Source organism: Mesorhizobium sp. 8 (assembly GCF_006351905.1).
In the GTDB taxonomy this organism is placed as follows: Bacteria; Pseudomonadota; Alphaproteobacteria; order Rhizobiales; family Rhizobiaceae; genus Mesorhizobium; species Mesorhizobium composti.
On record NZ_CP040914.1, the window covers coordinates 354,366 to 371,282 of the forward strand.

The 16,917-nt window shown below is 65.1% G+C and carries 12 protein-coding genes; 8 read left to right on the forward strand and 4 right to left on the reverse strand.

Going from position 1 to position 16,917, the window contains the following annotated elements; genetic code table 11:
- Positions 1-47: 47 nt before the first annotated feature.
- Positions 48-1,445, reverse strand: coding sequence for a M48 family metalloprotease (locus FGU64_RS01880; RefSeq protein ID WP_139950654.1), 1,398 nt, complete (start codon positions 1,443-1,445; stop codon positions 48-50).
- Positions 1,446-1,599: 154 nt separating this feature from the next.
- On the opposite strand from FGU64_RS01880, the gene FGU64_RS01885 reads away from it, so the two are divergent.
- Positions 1,600-2,748: an aminotransferase class I/II-fold pyridoxal phosphate-dependent enzyme gene (locus FGU64_RS01885; RefSeq protein WP_139950655.1), complete on the forward strand. Its 1,149-nt coding sequence runs from the start codon at positions 1,600-1,602 to the stop codon at positions 2,746-2,748.
- A 132-nt stretch (positions 2,749-2,880) separates the two neighbouring features.
- Positions 2,881-3,114, forward strand: coding sequence for a DUF378 domain-containing protein (locus tag FGU64_RS01890; RefSeq protein WP_136355545.1), 234 nt, complete (start codon positions 2,881-2,883; stop codon positions 3,112-3,114).
- A 132-nt stretch (positions 3,115-3,246) separates the two neighbouring features.
- Here FGU64_RS01890 and FGU64_RS01895 read toward each other — a convergent pair whose 3' ends face one another.
- The gene (locus tag FGU64_RS01895; protein WP_139950656.1) at positions 3,247-6,075 is read right to left on the reverse strand and encodes a ribonuclease E/G; all 2,829 of its coding nucleotides are present in this window, start codon (positions 6,073-6,075) and stop codon (positions 3,247-3,249) included.
- A gap of 647 nt (positions 6,076-6,722) precedes the next feature.
- Here FGU64_RS01895 and FGU64_RS01900 point away from each other — a divergent pair.
- The 6 genes from FGU64_RS01900 to FGU64_RS01925 all read left to right on the forward strand — a co-directional run bounded on the left by FGU64_RS01900 (position 6,723) and on the right by FGU64_RS01925 (position 13,842).
- On the forward strand, positions 6,723-8,018 hold the full coding sequence (locus FGU64_RS01900; RefSeq protein ID WP_139950657.1) for an N-acetylmuramoyl-L-alanine amidase: 1,296 nt from the start codon (positions 6,723-6,725) through the stop codon (positions 8,016-8,018).
- Positions 8,019-8,235: 217 nt separating this feature from the next.
- Positions 8,236-10,677: a penicillin-binding protein 1A gene (locus FGU64_RS01905; protein ID WP_139950658.1), complete on the forward strand. Its 2,442-nt coding sequence runs from the start codon at positions 8,236-8,238 to the stop codon at positions 10,675-10,677.
- A 133-nt stretch (positions 10,678-10,810) separates the two neighbouring features.
- A protein-coding gene (prfB, locus tag FGU64_RS01910) for a peptide chain release factor 2 (protein ID WP_136355552.1) occupies positions 10,811-11,942 on the forward strand; the annotation gives its coding sequence in 2 pieces (ribosomal slippage) (positions 10,811-10,876 and positions 10,878-11,942; 1,131 coding nt in all).
- A 275-nt stretch (positions 11,943-12,217) separates the two neighbouring features.
- Entirely contained in the window at positions 12,218-12,595 is a 378-nt protein-coding gene (locus FGU64_RS01915) for a hypothetical protein (RefSeq protein WP_139950659.1), read from the forward strand.
- Positions 12,596-12,690: 95 nt separating this feature from the next.
- Positions 12,691-13,056 carry a GFA family protein gene (locus tag FGU64_RS01920; RefSeq protein WP_139950660.1) on the forward strand — a complete coding sequence of 122 codons (366 nt, stop codon included), beginning with the start codon at positions 12,691-12,693 and terminating at the stop codon, positions 13,054-13,056.
- A gap of 138 nt (positions 13,057-13,194) precedes the next feature.
- On the forward strand, positions 13,195-13,842 hold the full coding sequence (locus FGU64_RS01925; protein WP_139950661.1) for an OmpA family protein: 648 nt from the start codon (positions 13,195-13,197) through the stop codon (positions 13,840-13,842).
- Positions 13,843-13,936: 94 nt separating this feature from the next.
- On the opposite strand, the gene FGU64_RS01930 is transcribed toward FGU64_RS01925, so the two are convergent.
- The gene (locus tag FGU64_RS01930) at positions 13,937-15,478 is read right to left on the reverse strand and encodes a DEAD/DEAH box helicase (protein WP_246671211.1); all 1,542 of its coding nucleotides are present in this window, start codon (positions 15,476-15,478) and stop codon (positions 13,937-13,939) included.
- Between the two features lie 179 nt (positions 15,479-15,657).
- A complete protein-coding gene (locus FGU64_RS01935) occupies positions 15,658-16,431 on the reverse strand; it encodes an NAD kinase (RefSeq protein WP_139950662.1) in 774 nt (257 codons plus the stop codon).
- Positions 16,432-16,917: the final 486 nt, after the last annotated feature.

The window sequence follows — 16,917 nt, forward strand, 5'->3', positions numbered from 1 at the left end:
TGTCCTTTTGGTCGTTCCGGCGGCGACGGCGCCTGCCGGAGAAATGTTCAGTTGCTCTTGGCCGGTCCGAAATTGATGATGTCCTGCGCGCGTAGCCAGGCAGGCTCGCCGCGCTTCAGGCTCTTTTGCGCGCGCATGGCGAATATCTTCGCGTCGCGGAAAGCGCCGGAATAGAAATAGCCCTCGGCCGTCGCCAGTTCCGCCTTGGCGACGTCGCCTTGTTCGCCATAGGCTTGCGCAAGATAGCGGTAGGCCGCGCCGTTTTCGCGGTCGCGCGCAAGCCCGCTTTCGATCTGCGCGACCGCTTTCTTCAACGAATCCGGCGTGCCCTGTGCCAGCAGCGCCTGGCCGTAGGACACCGGCAGGATGCCCGATTTGGCCGGATCGAGACGGACCGCCTTGGCATAGGCCGTGGCGGCGTCCTTCGGCCGGTTCGCCTTCATCAGGATGTCGCCCCGCAATTCGTGGAAATAGGGGTTCTTCGGCTGCGCCTTGATGAGCGCGTCGGCCTGGGTCAGCGACGAGGCGAGGTTTCCATAAAGATAGGCCACCTGCGCTTCGCCGTACTTTGCGGCCAGCGGGTCGAGCTTCCTGCGGATCAGCCGCGACACCGCCGCCTGGCCGTCCAGATAGGCGGCGATCTTGACGCGCATCATGTCATGGCGCTGCTGCAGGGCCGGCGGGTCGGTCTTGTCGCGATAGGGGCTCTTCTTGACCAGTTCCTCGAGGTTGGAGATACGGTCCTGCGGCATCGGGTGGCTGATCCGGTAAGGGTCGATCTGCGCGCCCGACAGCGACAGCGCGCTCTGGAACCGTTGGAAGGTCTTGAGCATGCCCATGCCGGATTGGCCTGTGGCGTTGAGGTAGGTGATGGCCGAACGGTCGGCGGTGATCTCCTCGCCGCGCTGGTAGCTGAGCAGCGAGCGCTGAGCCATTTCGCCACCGCCGGCGGCCAGCCCCATGCCGGCGCCGGCAAGGCCCTTGCTGTTGGTGGCGGCACCCGCGGCGATCGCGCCGACGCCCAGCAGGCTGGCCACGATCGCCATCGTCTTGGCGCGATCGAGTTGCTCGCGCAGCTTATCCTGGTGCCCGCCGGCGAGGTGGCCGGCTTCGTGCGCGATGACGCCGATGATCTCGTTCGGCGTTTCGGATTGCATCAACGCGCCGGTGTTGATGAACAGGCGCCGGCCGGCGACGAAGGCGTTGAAGGACTTGTCGTTGACCAGCACGATCTGGATATTGGAGCTGGACAGGCCGGCGGCTTTGAAGATAGGCCGGGCGTAATCGCGCACCAGCGCTTCGATCTCCGCGTCACGCACCACCGGCACACCCTGCGCAAAGGCGCTGACGGTGCCGGCAAAGGCCATCACGGCGCCCAGCGACAAGGTCGCGACAGCGCGCGCGGCCTTGGCGACAGTCGAGGCGGGTCGTGACAGGCTCAGCATTGCGCGTCCACTGGTAGACGAGGCGGCGCGCGATGAAAAGCCGCCGCCCGAAACATCATGAACTTGTGATGCTCACGCCAATCGGGCATTTGTGCGGCGCGCCGGGCCAAAACGCTGGCATTGCCCGATGCGAAACAAATGGGAAAGGGACCAGATGGCTGTTTCGCTGTCACGCCGGGGCGAGGTCGAGCCGTTCCATGCGATGGACGTGCTGGCGGAGGCGAATCGGCTTTCGGCGGGCGGCGCCGACGTCATTTCCATGGCCGTCGGCCAGCCGTCCGACCCGGCGCCGGTTGCCGTGCGCGCCGCCGCCGCGGAGGCGTTGAAGCGCGGTCGTATCGGCTACACCGACACGCTGGGCCTGCCGGGGCTGCGCGCCGCCATCGCCGCGCATTACAGCGAGCACTACGGCATCGAGGTGCCGGCCGCCCGCATCGCCGTCACCACCGGCTCGTCGGCCGCCTTCAACCTCGCCTTTCTGGCCATGTTCGACGCTGGCGACCGTGTCGCCATCGCGGCACCCGGCTACCCGGCCTATCGCAACATCATGAAGGCACTCGGCATCGAAGTGGTCGAGATCGAACTGGAAGGGGAGGCGTGGTTGCATGCCGGCCATCTGGAGGCCGCGCACCGAGAAAGGCCGCTTGCCGGCGTGCTGTTCGCCAGCCCCGCCAACCCGACCGGCGCCGTCGTTCCGCCCGACGAATTGAAGACGCTGGTGGAGACGGCCGAGAGGCTCGGCATCGCCGTCATTTCCGACGAGATCTACCACCGTCTCGCCTATGGCGCGCCGAACACCACCGCGCTCGCCTACAGCAAGGACGTGACGGTCATCAATTCCTTCTCGAAATACTACTGCATGACCGGCTGGCGCATCGGCTGGATGGTGCTGCCGGAAACCCTGGTGCGGCCCGTCGAGCGGATTTCCCAGAGCCTCTACATTTCGGCGCCCGAACTGTCGCAGGTCGCGGCCGTCGAAGCCTTCGGCGCGACGGCGGAACTGGAGGCAGTGAAGGCCCGATATGCGGCAAATCGCGAGCTTTTGGCCCGGCGCCTGCCGGAACTGGGTTTTGCGCTGGCCGCCCCCATGGACGGCGCCTTCTATGCTTTCTGCGACGTCACGCGCCTGACCAACGACAGCATGGAATTCGCCCGCCGTATGCTGGCCGAGGCGCATGTCGCCGCCACGCCCGGCCGCGACTTCGATCCGCAGCGCGGCCACCGCACCATGCGCTTTTCCTATGCCGGCCGGACCGATGAGATGGCCGAGGCGATGAACCGCATCGAACGCTGGCTTGGCTGAGACGCCGCCGGTTCGCCCGGCTTGCATCTCATCGCGGACCGTTAACGTCTTTCACAATTGCGCGACTGTCGTGGCAATGCGCTGAAAAGGACTTACTTTTCAATGCAGGTAAACGAATTCGCGGAGGCGAACATGCGCGCGATCAACCAGATTACTCTCATCCTGACCATCATCGGCGGTCTGAACTGGCTGTCGGTCGGCCTTGCCGGCTACGATGTCCTCGGGGCCCTGTCAGGCGGCGCCGGCGATGCGGCTGCCCGCATTGCCTATGTCATCATCGGCCTGTCGGCGATATGGCAGCTGATGCCCATGGTCCAGAGCTTCACCGAAGGCGAGGTCTCGGCGGAACGTCACGCCCACCACTGACCCGAACCGCGCGAGGCGGTGGCATCCGATGCCGCCGCCTCGTCCTTGCAGATTCATGCAAAAATCCCGCGCCGATGGTCATGCGGCGCGGGATTCTTTTTGTCAGCCGATCAAGGCAACTGGCTGAAAAGCTTAGAAGAAGCTTTTCCGTTGCCACCAGCCGGCGCGCTTCGGCTTGTCTTCCGCCGGTTTGTCTTCGACGGCCGTAGCGTCTTCGCTGGCAGGCGTTGACGAGACCACGACCGGCGCAGCCGCAACTTCGGCTGCTGCCGGCTTGCGGCGCGACGACCGGGCCTTGGGCTTGTCTTCAGCGGGCTTATCCGCGACCGGGGGAGCCGTCTCGACGGCTGCCGGTTCGCTGGCCGCTTCGGTTTCTGCCGGGGCGGCGTCCGCTTTCTTGGCGCGGGTGCTGCGGCGCGGCTTCTTCGGCTTGGCTTCCTCCGTCACCTCGGCAACTGGCGCTGCCTCCTCGACCGCTGCCGGCTGTGCGACCTCGGCGCTGACGGTCTCGGCGACTTCGGGGGCCTCCATCGTTTCGGCTGCGGTTTCGCCGGCAGAAGCGACTGCTTCGTCGGTGTCGTCGCGGCGGTTGCGCTTGCCGCCGCGCTTGCCGCGCCGGCGCTTCTTGCCTTCGGCCTCCTCGGCAGCGGATGCCTCGGCGGCGACGGTGGCCTCGCCCGCTTCGCTGTCGGCGCTGGTCTCTGTCGACTCGGCTTCGCCGTCATGCGCTGCCGCGACAGCCTCGTCCTGCTGGGCAGCGCCTTGCTCGCGGTCGCGCCCGCCGCGCCGACGCCGGCGACGCTTGCGCTTGCGCTGGCCGTCGCCGCTCTCGCCGTCATGACCATGCTGAGTGTCGGCCTGCTGGGGCGGCTGTTCGTCTTCCGCCTCGTCCTCGGCCTCGACGACGATATCGTCTTCCGGTTCTTCCTCGACGAGAGCCGGCTGCGGCGCCTTGTTCTCCACAAAGCCTTCCGGCTTTTCGGCCAGCGCGCCGCGCACGATCAGGTAGTGCTGCACGCCGACCGTATCGTCCGCCTCGATGGTGATCGTCAGGCCGAAGCGCTGCTCGAGGTCAACCAGCGTCGAGCGCTTGTGGTTGAGCACGTAGAGCGCGGTGGCCACAGGCGTCTTGACGGTGATGTGGCTGCGCGAATCCTTGAGCAGGAATTCCTCGATGGCGCGGACCACCAGCAGCGCCGTGGAGGAATCGGAACGCACATGACCGGTGCCGCCGCAATGCGGGCAGGGCTTCATGGTCGATTCCAGCACCGAGGCGCGGATGCGCTGGCGGCTCATCTCCATCAGGCCGAAATGCGAGATGCGGCCGACCTGGATGCGGGCACGGTCGTTCTTCAGGCAATCCTTGAGCTTCTTTTCGACCGCACGGTTGTTGCGGTTCTCCTCCATGTCGATGAAGTCGATGACGATCAGGCCCGCAAGGTCGCGCAGGCGAAGCTGGCGCGCCGCTTCCTCGGCCGCTTCCAGGTTGGTCTGGAGTGCGGTGTCCTCGATGTTGTGCTCCTTGGTGGAGCGGCCCGAATTGACGTCGATGGCGACGAGCGCTTCGGTCTGGTTGATGATGAGGTAGCCGCCGGACTTCAGCGTCACCTGCGGCTGCACCATCTTGTCGAGCTGCGCCTCGATGCCGGCGCGCGCGAAGATCGGCGTGGTGTCGCGATAAGGCTGGACCATCTTGGCATGGCTGGGCATCAGCATGCGCATGAAGTCCTTGGCCTCGCGATAGCCTTCCTCGCCGGAGACCAGGATTTCGTCGATGTCCTTGTTGTAGAGGTCGCGCACCGAACGCTTGATCAGCGAACCTTCCTCGTAGACGAGGGCAGGGGCCGTCGATTCCAGCGTCAGGCTGCGGACGTTCTCCCACAGCCGCATCAGGTATTCGTAGTCGCGCTTGATCTCGGCCTTGGTGCGGCTCTCGCCGGCGGTGCGGAGGATGACGCCCATGCCCTGCGGCACCTCCAGGTCGGCGACCACTTCCTTCAGCCGCTTGCGGTCCTGCACGTTGGTGATCTTGCGCGAGATGCCGCCGCCGCGCGCGGTGTTCGGCATCAGCACCGAATAGCGGCCGGCCAGCGACAGATAGGTGGTAAGCGCCGCGCCCTTGTTGCCGCGCTCTTCCTTGACCACCTGCACCAGCAGGATCTGGCGGCGCTTGATGACTTCCTGGATCTTGTATTGCCGGCGCACCGGCTTGCGGCGGTTGCGCACTTCCTCCAGCGCGTCCTCGGCGCCGACCGACTCGACCTCATGATCGTCACCGTGGGCGTCGTGGTGCACTTCCTCGACCGTGCCGCGATCTTCCGTGCTTTCCGGCGCTTCCTCGGTCGCGACCTCTTCCGAGATCACATGCGCATCGGCGGCCGCCGCGATGGTGGTATTGGTTTCCTCGTCGAGGACCGCCGTTTCCGAAACCTCGACGGTTTCCTCGCCGGCATCGCTTGTCTCTGCCGCGTTATCGACCTCGACCGCGCCGTCTTCGCCCGAGGTGTCATGATCGCCGGCGCCGTTTTCGGCGGGCGCGCTGTCGTCGCCCTCGGCGGCATGACGGGCCTCGCCATTGTGGCGGTTGCGGCCGCGCCGGCGTCCGCGCCGGCCGCGATTGCGGTCGTGCCGCTCCTCGCTCTCGCCGTTCTCGTCGTTGTCCTCGTCTTCGGCTTCCTGCGCTTCGGCGCGCAGCAGCGCCTGACGGTCGGCGACCGGGATCTGGTAATAGTCGGGATGGATTTCACTGAAGGCGAGGAAGCCGTGCCGGTTCCCGCCATATTCGACGAACGCAGCTTGCAGGGAAGGTTCCACCCGCGTCACGCGGGCGAGGTAGATGTTTCCTTTGAGCTGTTTCTTGTCCTGGGATTCGAAATCGAATTCTTCGATGCGGTTACCGCGAACGACAACGACGCGTGTTTCCTCCGGGTGGGAGGCATCTATCAGCATTTTGTTGGGCATTATCGTGTTTCCTGCCGGCCACACGCAGCCGCGACGCGGAGGGAAAGACCCGCCGCCGTGCGGTTTGTACGGTGTCTGTGCCGGATGATTGAACGTCCGCCCTGCGAGGCTGGAGCGCAATGCCGGTGCCGCCCGCCGCCACTACAGCGCGGTTGATTGCGGACCTTTGCATGGTTGCGCCTGAAGCCATCGTGACCAAGCGGACCTCTTTGAACCAAAGCCCGGACGATCCGGACCAGCTTGTTGCTCCTTGCGGGAGCCGGCGCGGGCAGGGCCCTGGCCGTTTTCTTCACCGCAGGCGATTCCCCCGCCACGGGCGCACGCCTGCGAAAATCGATGCGATCACCCTTGCCTGTCGTCCGGTCGCCCGTGCGAAGGAACTGCCCTTTGTGCGATACCCAGCCGAAAGCTGCGCGGAAGGCGGTTCCTGGATTGCAGTGATCCAACGTCGCTTTTATGATTTGGCAGGAGCGAAGGCAACCCCGATTTCCACGCCGGCAAATTGGCTCTTGCGTGACCGAATCCGGTGCCGAAAAGGCTTGGTTAACCTTCTCTGGATACCAATCGTTAATCGAGTTCGCGGCCTGAACGGCAAAGTCCTGCAATCGCCGCACGCGGCGCGCCAACCGGAAGCGACTGGAATGAAGATGGGGTCCAAAGCGACAGCACACAAGGGGATCGCCCGCTTTGCCGGGCGCGTCTGCCTTGACGGCAAAGACGGTTTCGGCGCTGCCGTCCGTGCCTTGACGGTCGCGGTGGCTGTCATCCTGGCCTGCCTTTGTGCGCCGACCGTCGTTCAGGCGGCCGAGACGGCGCCGACGGTCGCAACCGGCTACAAGATGGCCGGCGACGCGGAAAAAATCCGCGTCGTGGTCGATGTCGACCGCGAGCCGCAACCGAAATGGTTCCTGCTGCGCGGGCCGAACCGGCTGGTGCTCGACCTGCCCGATACGCGCCTTGCCATCGATGCCCACGACCTGAAAGCAAGAGGGCTCGTTCGCAACGTGCGTTGCGGCCGGCTGGATGACGGCACCGCCCGCCTTGTGTTGACGGGCAAGGGACCGTTCCTCGTCGACAAGCTGGACGTGCTGAAGAACGAGGAGGGCGCCGGCTGGCGCATCGCCATCGATCTCAAGGCGGCCTCGGCGCGTGAGTTCGAGGCGGCGCTTGCCGATCAGGCCTTGTCGACCGGCTCTACCGCTGCAACCAAGGGCCAGCGCGTCGGCACCGGCCCGGTCTCGGCCCCTTCCCACCGCTTCACCGTCGTCGTCGATGCCGGCCATGGCGGTGTCGACGGTGGCGCCGAAGGCGTCACCGGCGCGGTCGAGAAGGATGTGACGCTGGCCTTTGCCAGGCTCTTGCGCGACAAGCTCGCCGCGGCCGGCCCCTACGATGTGTTCTTGACCCGCGACAGCGATGTTTTTCTGCGGCTGGACGAGCGCGTGGCGATCGCCCGCCAGCACGAGGCGGACCTGTTCATCTCGATCCATGCCGACACGATTTCGGTGAAGAGCCTGCGCGGTGCCACCGTCTACACCGTGTCCGACAAGGCCACGGACGCCGAGGCGCAGGCGTTGGCCGACCGCGAGAACCTGTCCGACCGCTTCGCCGGCATGGAGATCAAGGGTGACGATCCCGAGGTGACCGACATCCTCATCGATCTTATCCGGCGCGAAACGCACTCCTTCTCGCTGCGCTTCGCCCGCACGCTCGTCGGCCAGTTGTCCACGACCGTCGGCCTCATCAACAATCCGCATCGCGAAGCCGGCTTCCGGGTGCTGAAAGCGCCGGACGTGCCGTCCGTTCTGGTCGAACTCGGCTACCTCTCCAACGCCAAGGACGAGGCGCAACTCCTATCTTCGGACTGGCGCGACAAGGCCGCCGACAGCATCGTCAAGGCCGTCGGCCTGTTCGCGCAGGCCCGGCTGCAGACGGGCGGGTGAGCATGCGCCGCGGTCCTCGCCACAACCGGGACGGGCGTTGCGTGACGACAACACCGGTCGTTTTTATTCAGGGCGTCCGGAACGGAAATCAACCCTTGCCGCATTTTGCCCACATCGTGGCGACATGGGGTTCTGATTACGGATCGGGAGTGATCGGGAAGCTTGCGCTGCCCCGCGTTGCGTCTAGGACAATTCCCGACCACGGACTGGAGCGGGCATGATTCGGCTCATCGGCTATTTCTTCGGCGTCGCGACGACGCTCGGGCTGCTCGTCGCGGCGGCGGTGGCGGTCTATGTCGGCCATCTGGCCAAGGACCTGCCGGATTATGAAGTGCTGGCCAAGTACGAGCCGCCGGTGACGACGCGCTTCCATGCCGCCGACGGCGCGCTGATGGCCGAATATGCGCGCGAGCGCCGCCTTTATCTGCCGATCCAGGCCATTCCCGATCGCGTCAAGGCCGCCTTCCTGTCGGCGGAAGACAAGAATTTCTACAATCACCCCGGCATCGACATCACCGGCCTCGGCCGCGCCGCGCTGCGCTACGTCACCGGCGGCCCGACGCAGGGCGGCTCGACCATCACCCAGCAGGTGGCCAAGAACTTCCTGTTGACCAACGAGCAGACGATAGACCGCAAGATCAAGGAAGCGATCTTGTCCTTCCGCATCGAGCAGGCCTATCCGAAGGACCGCATCCTCGAACTCTACCTCAACGAAATCTATTTCGGCCTCGGCGCCTATGGCATCGCGGGTGCCGCGCTCACCTATTTCGACAAGTCGGTCAACGAACTGACGATTTCGGAAGTCGCCTACCTGGCCGCGCTACCGAAGGGGCCGTCCAACTATCATCCTTACAAGCACACCGACCGTGCCATCGAACGCCGCAACTGGGTGATCGACCAGATGGTCGACAACGGTTACGTGACCCGCGAAGAGGGCGCCAAGGCCAAGGCCGAGCCGCTCGGCGTCAAGCCGCGCCGCAACGGCACCTATCTGTTCGCCGGTGAATATTTCACCGAGGAAGTGCGCCGCCAGATCATCGCCCGCTACGGCGAGAACGCGCTCTACGAGGGCGGCCTTTCGGTGCGCACCACGCTGGAACCCAAGCTTCAGCGCCTTGCCCGCAAGGTCATGCAGCGCGGCCTGATCAAATACGACACGCTGCGCGGCTATCGCGGCCCCGTCACCACCATCGACGTCTCCGGCGATTGGGGCAAGCCGCTGAGCGAGGTCAAAGGGCTGAGCGACGTGCCCGAATGGTCGCTCGCCGTCGTCCTCGACAGTTCCGACAAGGGGCTCACCGTCGGCCTCCAGCCTGCACGCCAGGATTCCGGCGCGCTGGTCGACGAACGGGTCGAGGGCACTGTCGCCAAGGCCGACATGAGCTGGGCGATGCGCTACAAGAAGGACGGCAAGACCTTGAAGGCCAAGTCGCCCGCCGACGTGCTGAAGGCCGGTGACGTCGTCTTCGTTGAGAAGAAGGATGACGGCGACGGCTATCTGCTGCGCCAGGTGCCGGAAGTGGAAGGCGGCCTGGTCGCCATGGACCCGCATACGGGGCGCGTGCTCGCCATGGTCGGCGGCTTCTCCTATGCCGCCTCGGAGTTCAACCGCGCCACCCAGGCAATGCGCCAGCCCGGCTCCTCCTTCAAGCCGATCGTTTATTCGGCGGCGCTGGACAACGGCTACACGCCGGCCTCCGTCATCATGGACGGCCCGATCACCATCACGACGGGCAACACCACCTGGACGCCGAAGAACTATGACGGCCGCACTGCCGGTCCCGCGACGCTGCGCTCCGGCATCGAGCGTTCGCGCAACCTGATGACGGTGCGCCTCGCCAACGACATGGGCATGAAGCTGGTAGCCGAATATGCCGAGCGCTTCGGCGTCTACGACCATCTGGCGCCTTATCTTCCGATGGCGCTCGGCGCCGGCGAAACCACGGTCATGCGCATGGTCTCGGCCTATTCGATCATGGCCAACGGCGGCAAGTCGATCAAGCCGTCGCTCATCGACCGCATCCAGGATCGCTACGGCAAGACCGTCTACAAGCAGGACGATCGCAGTTGCGAAGGCTGCAACGCCACCGAATGGAAGAACCAACCGGAGCCGGAGCTGATCGACAATTCCGAGCAGGTGCTCGATCCGATGACGGCCTATCAGATCACCTCGATGATGGAGGGCGTCGTCCAGCGCGGTACGGCCGTCACCATTTCGGAGCTCGGCTATCCGATCGCCGGCAAGACCGGCACCACCAACGACGAGAAGGACGCCTGGTTCATCGGCTTCACGCCCAACATCGTCGTCGGCCTCTATATGGGCTACGACACGCCCAAGGGCCTGGGTCATGGTGCGACCGGCGGTGGCCTGGCGGCCCCGGTCTTCAAGGATTTCATGAAGACCTATCTGGTCGGCCAGCCGAAGATCGACTTCAAGGTTCCGGAAGGGATGAAGCTGATCGCCATCAATCGTAAGACCGGCATGCGCGCCAATCCGGGTGATCCGGGCGCCTTCATCGAGGCCTTCAAGCCCGGCACCGGTCCGGCCGACAGCTATTGGGTGATCGGCATGGGCACCGATGGCTCCAACGGTCCGGGCGGGAACCTGTCGCCGGGCGCGGCCCAAGCCATCGAATCGGGTGGCGGCGGCCTGTACTGACGCTTTCCCGAGCGGCATGCGAGCCGCTCGGATCCGTCGGGACCCGTTTTGCCGGCCCATTTTCCTTTACACACTCCGGCGCGCTGCCTATGTATCGCGCCGACCAGTCGAACTCTTGCATCGGGACAGCATCGTGCGCGCGGAAACGCAGAACATCGTCGACGAAATCAGGCAGGCCATAACCCTGCTGAGGAGGCATCTTTGACTGGGATCAGGCTGTAAAGAGGCTTGAGTACCTGAACGTCCGCGCCGAGGATTCCAGCCTCTGGAACGATCCCGCCGAGGCGCAGAAGCTGATGCGTGAGCGCCAGAGCCTCGATGAGGGCATCGGCGCCGTCAACAGCCTGACGCGGGCGCTTGAAGACAATATCGGCCTGATCGAGCTTGGCGAGGAAGAGGGCGACGAGAGCGTCGTCGCCGAGGCCGAGGCCGCGCTGCGCTCCATGCAGGGCGAGGTCAAGGCGCGCCAGATCGAAACGCTTCTGTCGGGCGAGGCCGACGCGAACGACACCTATCTGGAAATTCACGCCGGCGCCGGCGGCACCGAGAGCCAGGACTGGGCCTCGATGCTCCTGCGCATGTATACGCGCTGGGCCGAGCGCCGCCGCTTCAAGGTCGAGGTGCTGGAAGTCCATGACGGCGAGGAGGCCGGCATCAAGTCGGCCACCGTGCTTATCAAGGGCCACAACGCCTATGGCTGGCTGAAGACGGAATCGGGCGTGCACCGGCTCGTGCGCATCTCGCCCTACGATTCCAACGCGCGCCGCCACACCTCCTTCGCTTCGGCCTGGGTCTATCCGGTCATCGACGACTCGATCCAGATCGACGTCTCTGAATCGGACGTCCGCATCGATACCTACCGGTCGTCGGGCTCGGGCGGCCAGCACGTCAACACCACCGATTCGGCGGTGCGCATCACCCATCTGGCGACCGGCATTGCGGTCGCCTGCCAGGCCGAGCGCTCGCAGCACAAGAACCGCGCCAAGGCGTGGGAAATGCTGCGCTCGCGCCTCTACGAGGAAGAGCTGAAGAAGCGCGAGGCGGCCGCCAATGCGACCGAGGCCTCCAAGAGCGACATCGGCTGGGGCCACCAGATCCGCTCCTACGTGCTCCAGCCCTATCAGCTGGTGAAGGACCTGCGCACCGGGGTCGAATCGACCAGTCCGTCGGACGTGCTCGATGGCGACCTCGACGACTTCATGGAAGCCTCGCTGTCGCACCGCATCGAAGGTGGATCGGGCGAGCCGGTGGCCGACATCGACTGACCCTTGGACATCCGGCGACGGGAGCGAATTCCGTCGCCTTTTTGCACGGTAACGCTTTATTGACCGCGATCCGGCCGTGGCGGCTCTGCGCCCTGCCGATCCCTGGCATTCCGCATCGCAGCGGCCCATTCGGGGCGATTGCCATCGCTCAACGACCTCGGCCAAAACGGGCCGGCGCGGACCGGGGCAGGGCGTCGGCAGGAACCGGTACAGGGCAAGGCACGTTTCCCGCACGGGTGGGCTTGGAAAAGCCGCTCGTTCGAAAGGAAACGACGATGTCTGCTGCCACCCAATGTTCGGCCCGAGCCGTTCCGTCGGCGGGCCGACTTCTGTGTTCCCTGCCGGCCGCCGGGGTCCTTGCGCTTTTTGCCTTACCGGCTTTCGCCCATGACGCCGCGCCGACGCCTGCCAAACCTCTTGGCTGGTCCTATCCGTTCGCCTGCTGCGCGAACTACGACTGTCGGGCCACCCACACCGGCGAGGTGCTGGAGCGCCCGGAGGGTTACGTCATCGCCGATACCGGCGAGGTCGTGCCGATGACCGACAGGCGCGTCAAGGACAGCCCAGACGGGCAGTTCCACTGGTGCGCCCATCGCTCGGGTATCGATGCCGGCCACACCATCTGTCTTTTCGTGCCGCCACGCTCGTATTGAGCGACCCATTGATCCGGACGATCTCCTGGCAGGCGCCGGTTGCCAGTGGCAAGGTCCTATGATCGCATGCCCGTCTTCAGCCAGGGAGAACGGTTATGCCGCTCAAGGGAAGCTGCCATTGCAAGGCGACGGTTTTTGAAGTGACGCAGGCGCCTGTCAGCGTGACCCGCTGCACCTGTTCGATCTGTTCGAAGAAGGGCGCGCTCTGGGCCTACTACAGCCCTGATGAAGTCAGGATCGCGCCGCAGCGGTCGAGCGCCACCTACCGCTGGCAATCGATGACCGTGAAGCACAATTTCTGCCCGACCTGCGGCTGCACGACCTTCACCGAATCGCCCGACTGGAGTACGGGTGAGCCGAATTTCGACAATATGCGCGTCGCCGTGAATGCGCGCCTGTTTGACGATTTCGACCTCGACGCGGTCGAAATGGTGACGATCGACGGCAAGAATCTCTGGTAATTGCAACATCTGAAGGCGAAAACGGGCCGAAAGCCGTGGATCACGGCCACCGGCGGCTCCGTTTTTCGCCGCATTTCGTGTTACAAGTCGGCTGGAAGGGTGACGGCGCGCTCGCGCCGCGATTTGAGAGGGAATTCCATGAAAAAGGCCGTGCTCGCCGTGATGGCGACGTCATTCCTGGTCGCCGCTTGCACCACCGATCCCTATACCGGCGAGCAGAAGGTTTCCAACACCGCCGGCGGCGCCGTGATCGGTGGCCTCGCGGGCGCTGCGCTGGGCACGCTGGCAGGCGGTAACGACCGCCGCAACGCGCTGATCGGCGCCGGCATCGGCGCGCTGGCCGGCGGCGCCGTTGGTTCCGTCATGGACCAGAACGAAAACGCGCTGCGTGCCCAGCTTCAGGGTACCGGCGTCAGCGTCACCCGCACCGGCAACCAGATCATCCTGAACATGCCCTCCGACATCACCTTCGGCACGGACCAGGATGCGGTGAAGCCGGAATTCTATTCGGTGCTCAATTCGGTGGCGCTGGTGCTGAAGAAATACAACCAGACGGTCATCGACGTCTTCGGCCATACCGACTCGACCGGCTCCGACCAGCACAATTTCGACCTGTCGCAGCGCCGCGCTTTGTCGGTCGCCAATTACCTGTCCGCGCAGGGCGTGGATTCGCGCCGCTTCGCCGTCACCGGTTTCGGCGAGACGCGGCCAATCGCCTCCAACGGCAATGCCGAGGGCCGCGCGCTCAACCGCCGGGTCGAGATCCAGCTTTCGCCGCTCACCTGACCAGAGCGGCGGCGCCGTTACGAATAGAAAAAGGCCCTTCGCGGGCCTTTTTCATGCGCGGAACGTAGATGTCCGCCAAACCGATGGGTGAAGGTCAGACCTTGACGGCGATCTTCATGAAGGCCGGCACGTCATCGCCGAAGCCGACTGTCTTGTCGTCCTCCTCGTCGCGGCGGGGAGGGCGATTGCGGCCCGGCCGTTCGGTGTCTCCGGATTTCTGCCCGCGTTCGCCTTTGTGCCCGGCACTGCGCTCCGCGTTGTCGGCGCGGATGGCCTGCTTGCGCTCGCTGCGGCCGGCGTCGGCTGCCGGTTCGGCCGAAACAGCCTCGGCTTCCTCCGCGGCGGCGGGCTTGCTGCCACGCTTGCCACGTTCACGGCGGCCATCGCGCTCGCCGTCCTTGCGACCGGCCCGGCGCGGAGCACCACGGCCACGGCGCGGGGCGTCGTCCTCGCTGTCGCTGGCCGGCACGGTCGAAAGATCGCCGTCGTGCCATTCGATCTGCTGCCCGATCAGCTTCTCGATGGCGTCGATGTATTTGGTGTCGCTCTTGGTGGCGATGGTGAAGGACTTGCCCGATCGGCCGGCTCGGCCGGTGCGGCCGATGCGGTGGACATAGTCTTCCGAATGGATCGGAACGTCGTAGTTGAAGACGTGGCTGACGTCGGGAATGTCGAGGCCGCGCGCGGCGACGTCGGAGGCGACCAGCAGCTTCAGCTTGCCGTCGCGGAAATTGGCCAGCATCGTCATGCGGGCGCGCTGGTCCATGTCGCCATGCAGGGCGCCGGCATTGAAGTCGTGCTTGACCAGAGAGCGGAACAGCTCCGAGACCTCGACCTTGCGGTTGCAGAAGATGATCGCGTTCTTGAGGCCGTCTTCTTCCTCGTGGATCAGCTTGCGCAACACCTCGCGCTTGTCCCACGGCTTGGAGCCGGACTTGACCAGCCGCTGCGTCACGGTGGAAGCGGTGGAGGCGGCCCGCGCCACTTCCACGCGCACCGGCGCGTGCAGGAACTGCTCGGTCAGCTTGGTGATCTCCGGCGGCATGGTGGCCGAGAAGAACAGCGTCTGGCGGGTGAAGGGGATGAGCTTGCAGATGCGCTCGATGTCGGGGATGAAGCCCATGTCGAGCATGCGGTCGGCCTCGTCGATGACGAGGATGTCGACGCCGGTGAGCAGCAGCTTGCCGCGCTCGAAATGGTCGAGCAGGCGGCCGGGCGTGGCGATCAGCACATCGGCGCCGCGCTCCAGCTTGCGCTCCTGGTCGTCGAAGGAAACGCCGCCGATCAGCAACGCGACGTTGAGCTTATGGTTCTTGCCGTAACGGGTGAAGTTCTCTTCCACCTGGGCGGCAAGTTCGCGCGTCGGTTCGAGGATGAGGGTGCGCGGCATGCGTGCCCGCGCGCGGCCCTTTTCTAGCCGGGTGATCATCGGCAGCACGAAGGCGGCGGTCTTGCCGGTGCCCGTCTGGGCGATGCCCAGTACGTCCTTGCCCTGCAAGGCGTGCGGGATGGCGCCGGCCTGGATCGGCGTCGGCTGCGTGTAGCCGGCATCGGTGACTGCCGAAAGCACCTTCGGCGACAGGCCGAGGTCCGAAAAATGCAACGCTTCTTGAGCGGTCTGGCTGTCTGAGGACAAAATCTGCTGTCTTTGGCTTTTCGGGGAAGCGCGGCGGTTTGCGTCGCGGCGGGCGCCTCGCGCCTGCGTCATGTTGCATCGCGATAGGCGCAAGTCCGCGGTTTGTCAACTTAAACGGCTGTAATGAAGCTGCTTGCCGTAACCTAACCTTAACCATCAACGTTAATGTGCCGCTGGAATCAGTAGCGGAACTGCTCGCTGAGGATGCGCTCGTTCCACGAGTGGCTGGGATCGAACAGCAATGTCGCCGTCTTCGTCGGCGATTCGCGCACCGTCACCGCCGTCGCTGCCTTGACTTCGGTATGGTCGGCGGCGGCGTTCACCGGGCGCTTGCCGGGCTCGAGGATATCGAAGCGCACCGTCGAGCGGTTGGAGAGCAGCGCACCGCGCCAGTTGCGCGGCCTGAACGGGCTGACCGGCGTCAGCGCCAGCAGCGGCGCATCCAGCGGCAGGATCGGACCGTGGGCGGAAAGGTTGTAGGCGGTCGAGCCGGCGGGCGTCGCCACCATGACGCCGTCGCAGGATAACTCCTCCAGCCGCACATGGTCGTCGACGGTTATGCGGATTTTTGCCGTCTGGTACGATTGCCGCCACAGCGCCACCTCGTTGATGGCCAGCGCCGATACGGTTTCGCCGTCCTGCGTCACCGCCTCCATCTCCAGCGGGCGGATCGTCTCGGGCAGGGCGGCTGCGATGCGCTCGGGCAGGCCGCCGACGCGATACTCGTTCATCAGGAAACCGATCGTGCCACGGTTCATCCCGTACACTTTCCGGCCGCTGCTCATCGTCTCGCGCAGCGTTTGCAGGAGGAAGCCGTCGCCGCCGAGGGCGACGATGATTTCGGCCTCCTCCACCGCAACCTCGCCATAGCGGGCAGCCAGCGCGTCGCGTGCGGCGCGCGCATCCGGGACGTCGGACGAAACGAAGGCGAAGCGGCTGCTGTTGCTGCTCATGGTCCCCGGCGGTCGCTGTCTTCCTGCGAGATGGTGGGGCAGGTAGCACGGGCGCGCGTCGCCTGCAAAGGAAACGCACCGCGACTCGCCGCGCAGCCTCGGCGGAACAAAGGTTAACGACGCCCTTAAGTCATCGTAAAACCTCGATCGTCATGCTGACTGAGGGAGACGGGTGGCGGGGGCCAGACCGGTCGGGACACCGCGTTGCCACTGTCACGTTTGCTGTTTGTCTTGTTGCTCGTGTGCGGCTTTGCCGCCGCCTTCGCCGAACTCGTCGATCATTCCGACCGGCTGGGACCACGCCAGTCCGCATCGGCCAGATGCGGCGAAGCCGCTGGCGTGCCGTGCCCGTCGCGGGCGATGATGGACTGAGGGTGCGGCTGGCAGCCGCCATTCGGCCTTGAGTCGGTAGACGCACTAAATGTCACATTGAAAATATATCTTTTATGATGATACTGGCGCATCGAACCTGTTTCGGGGAACGGC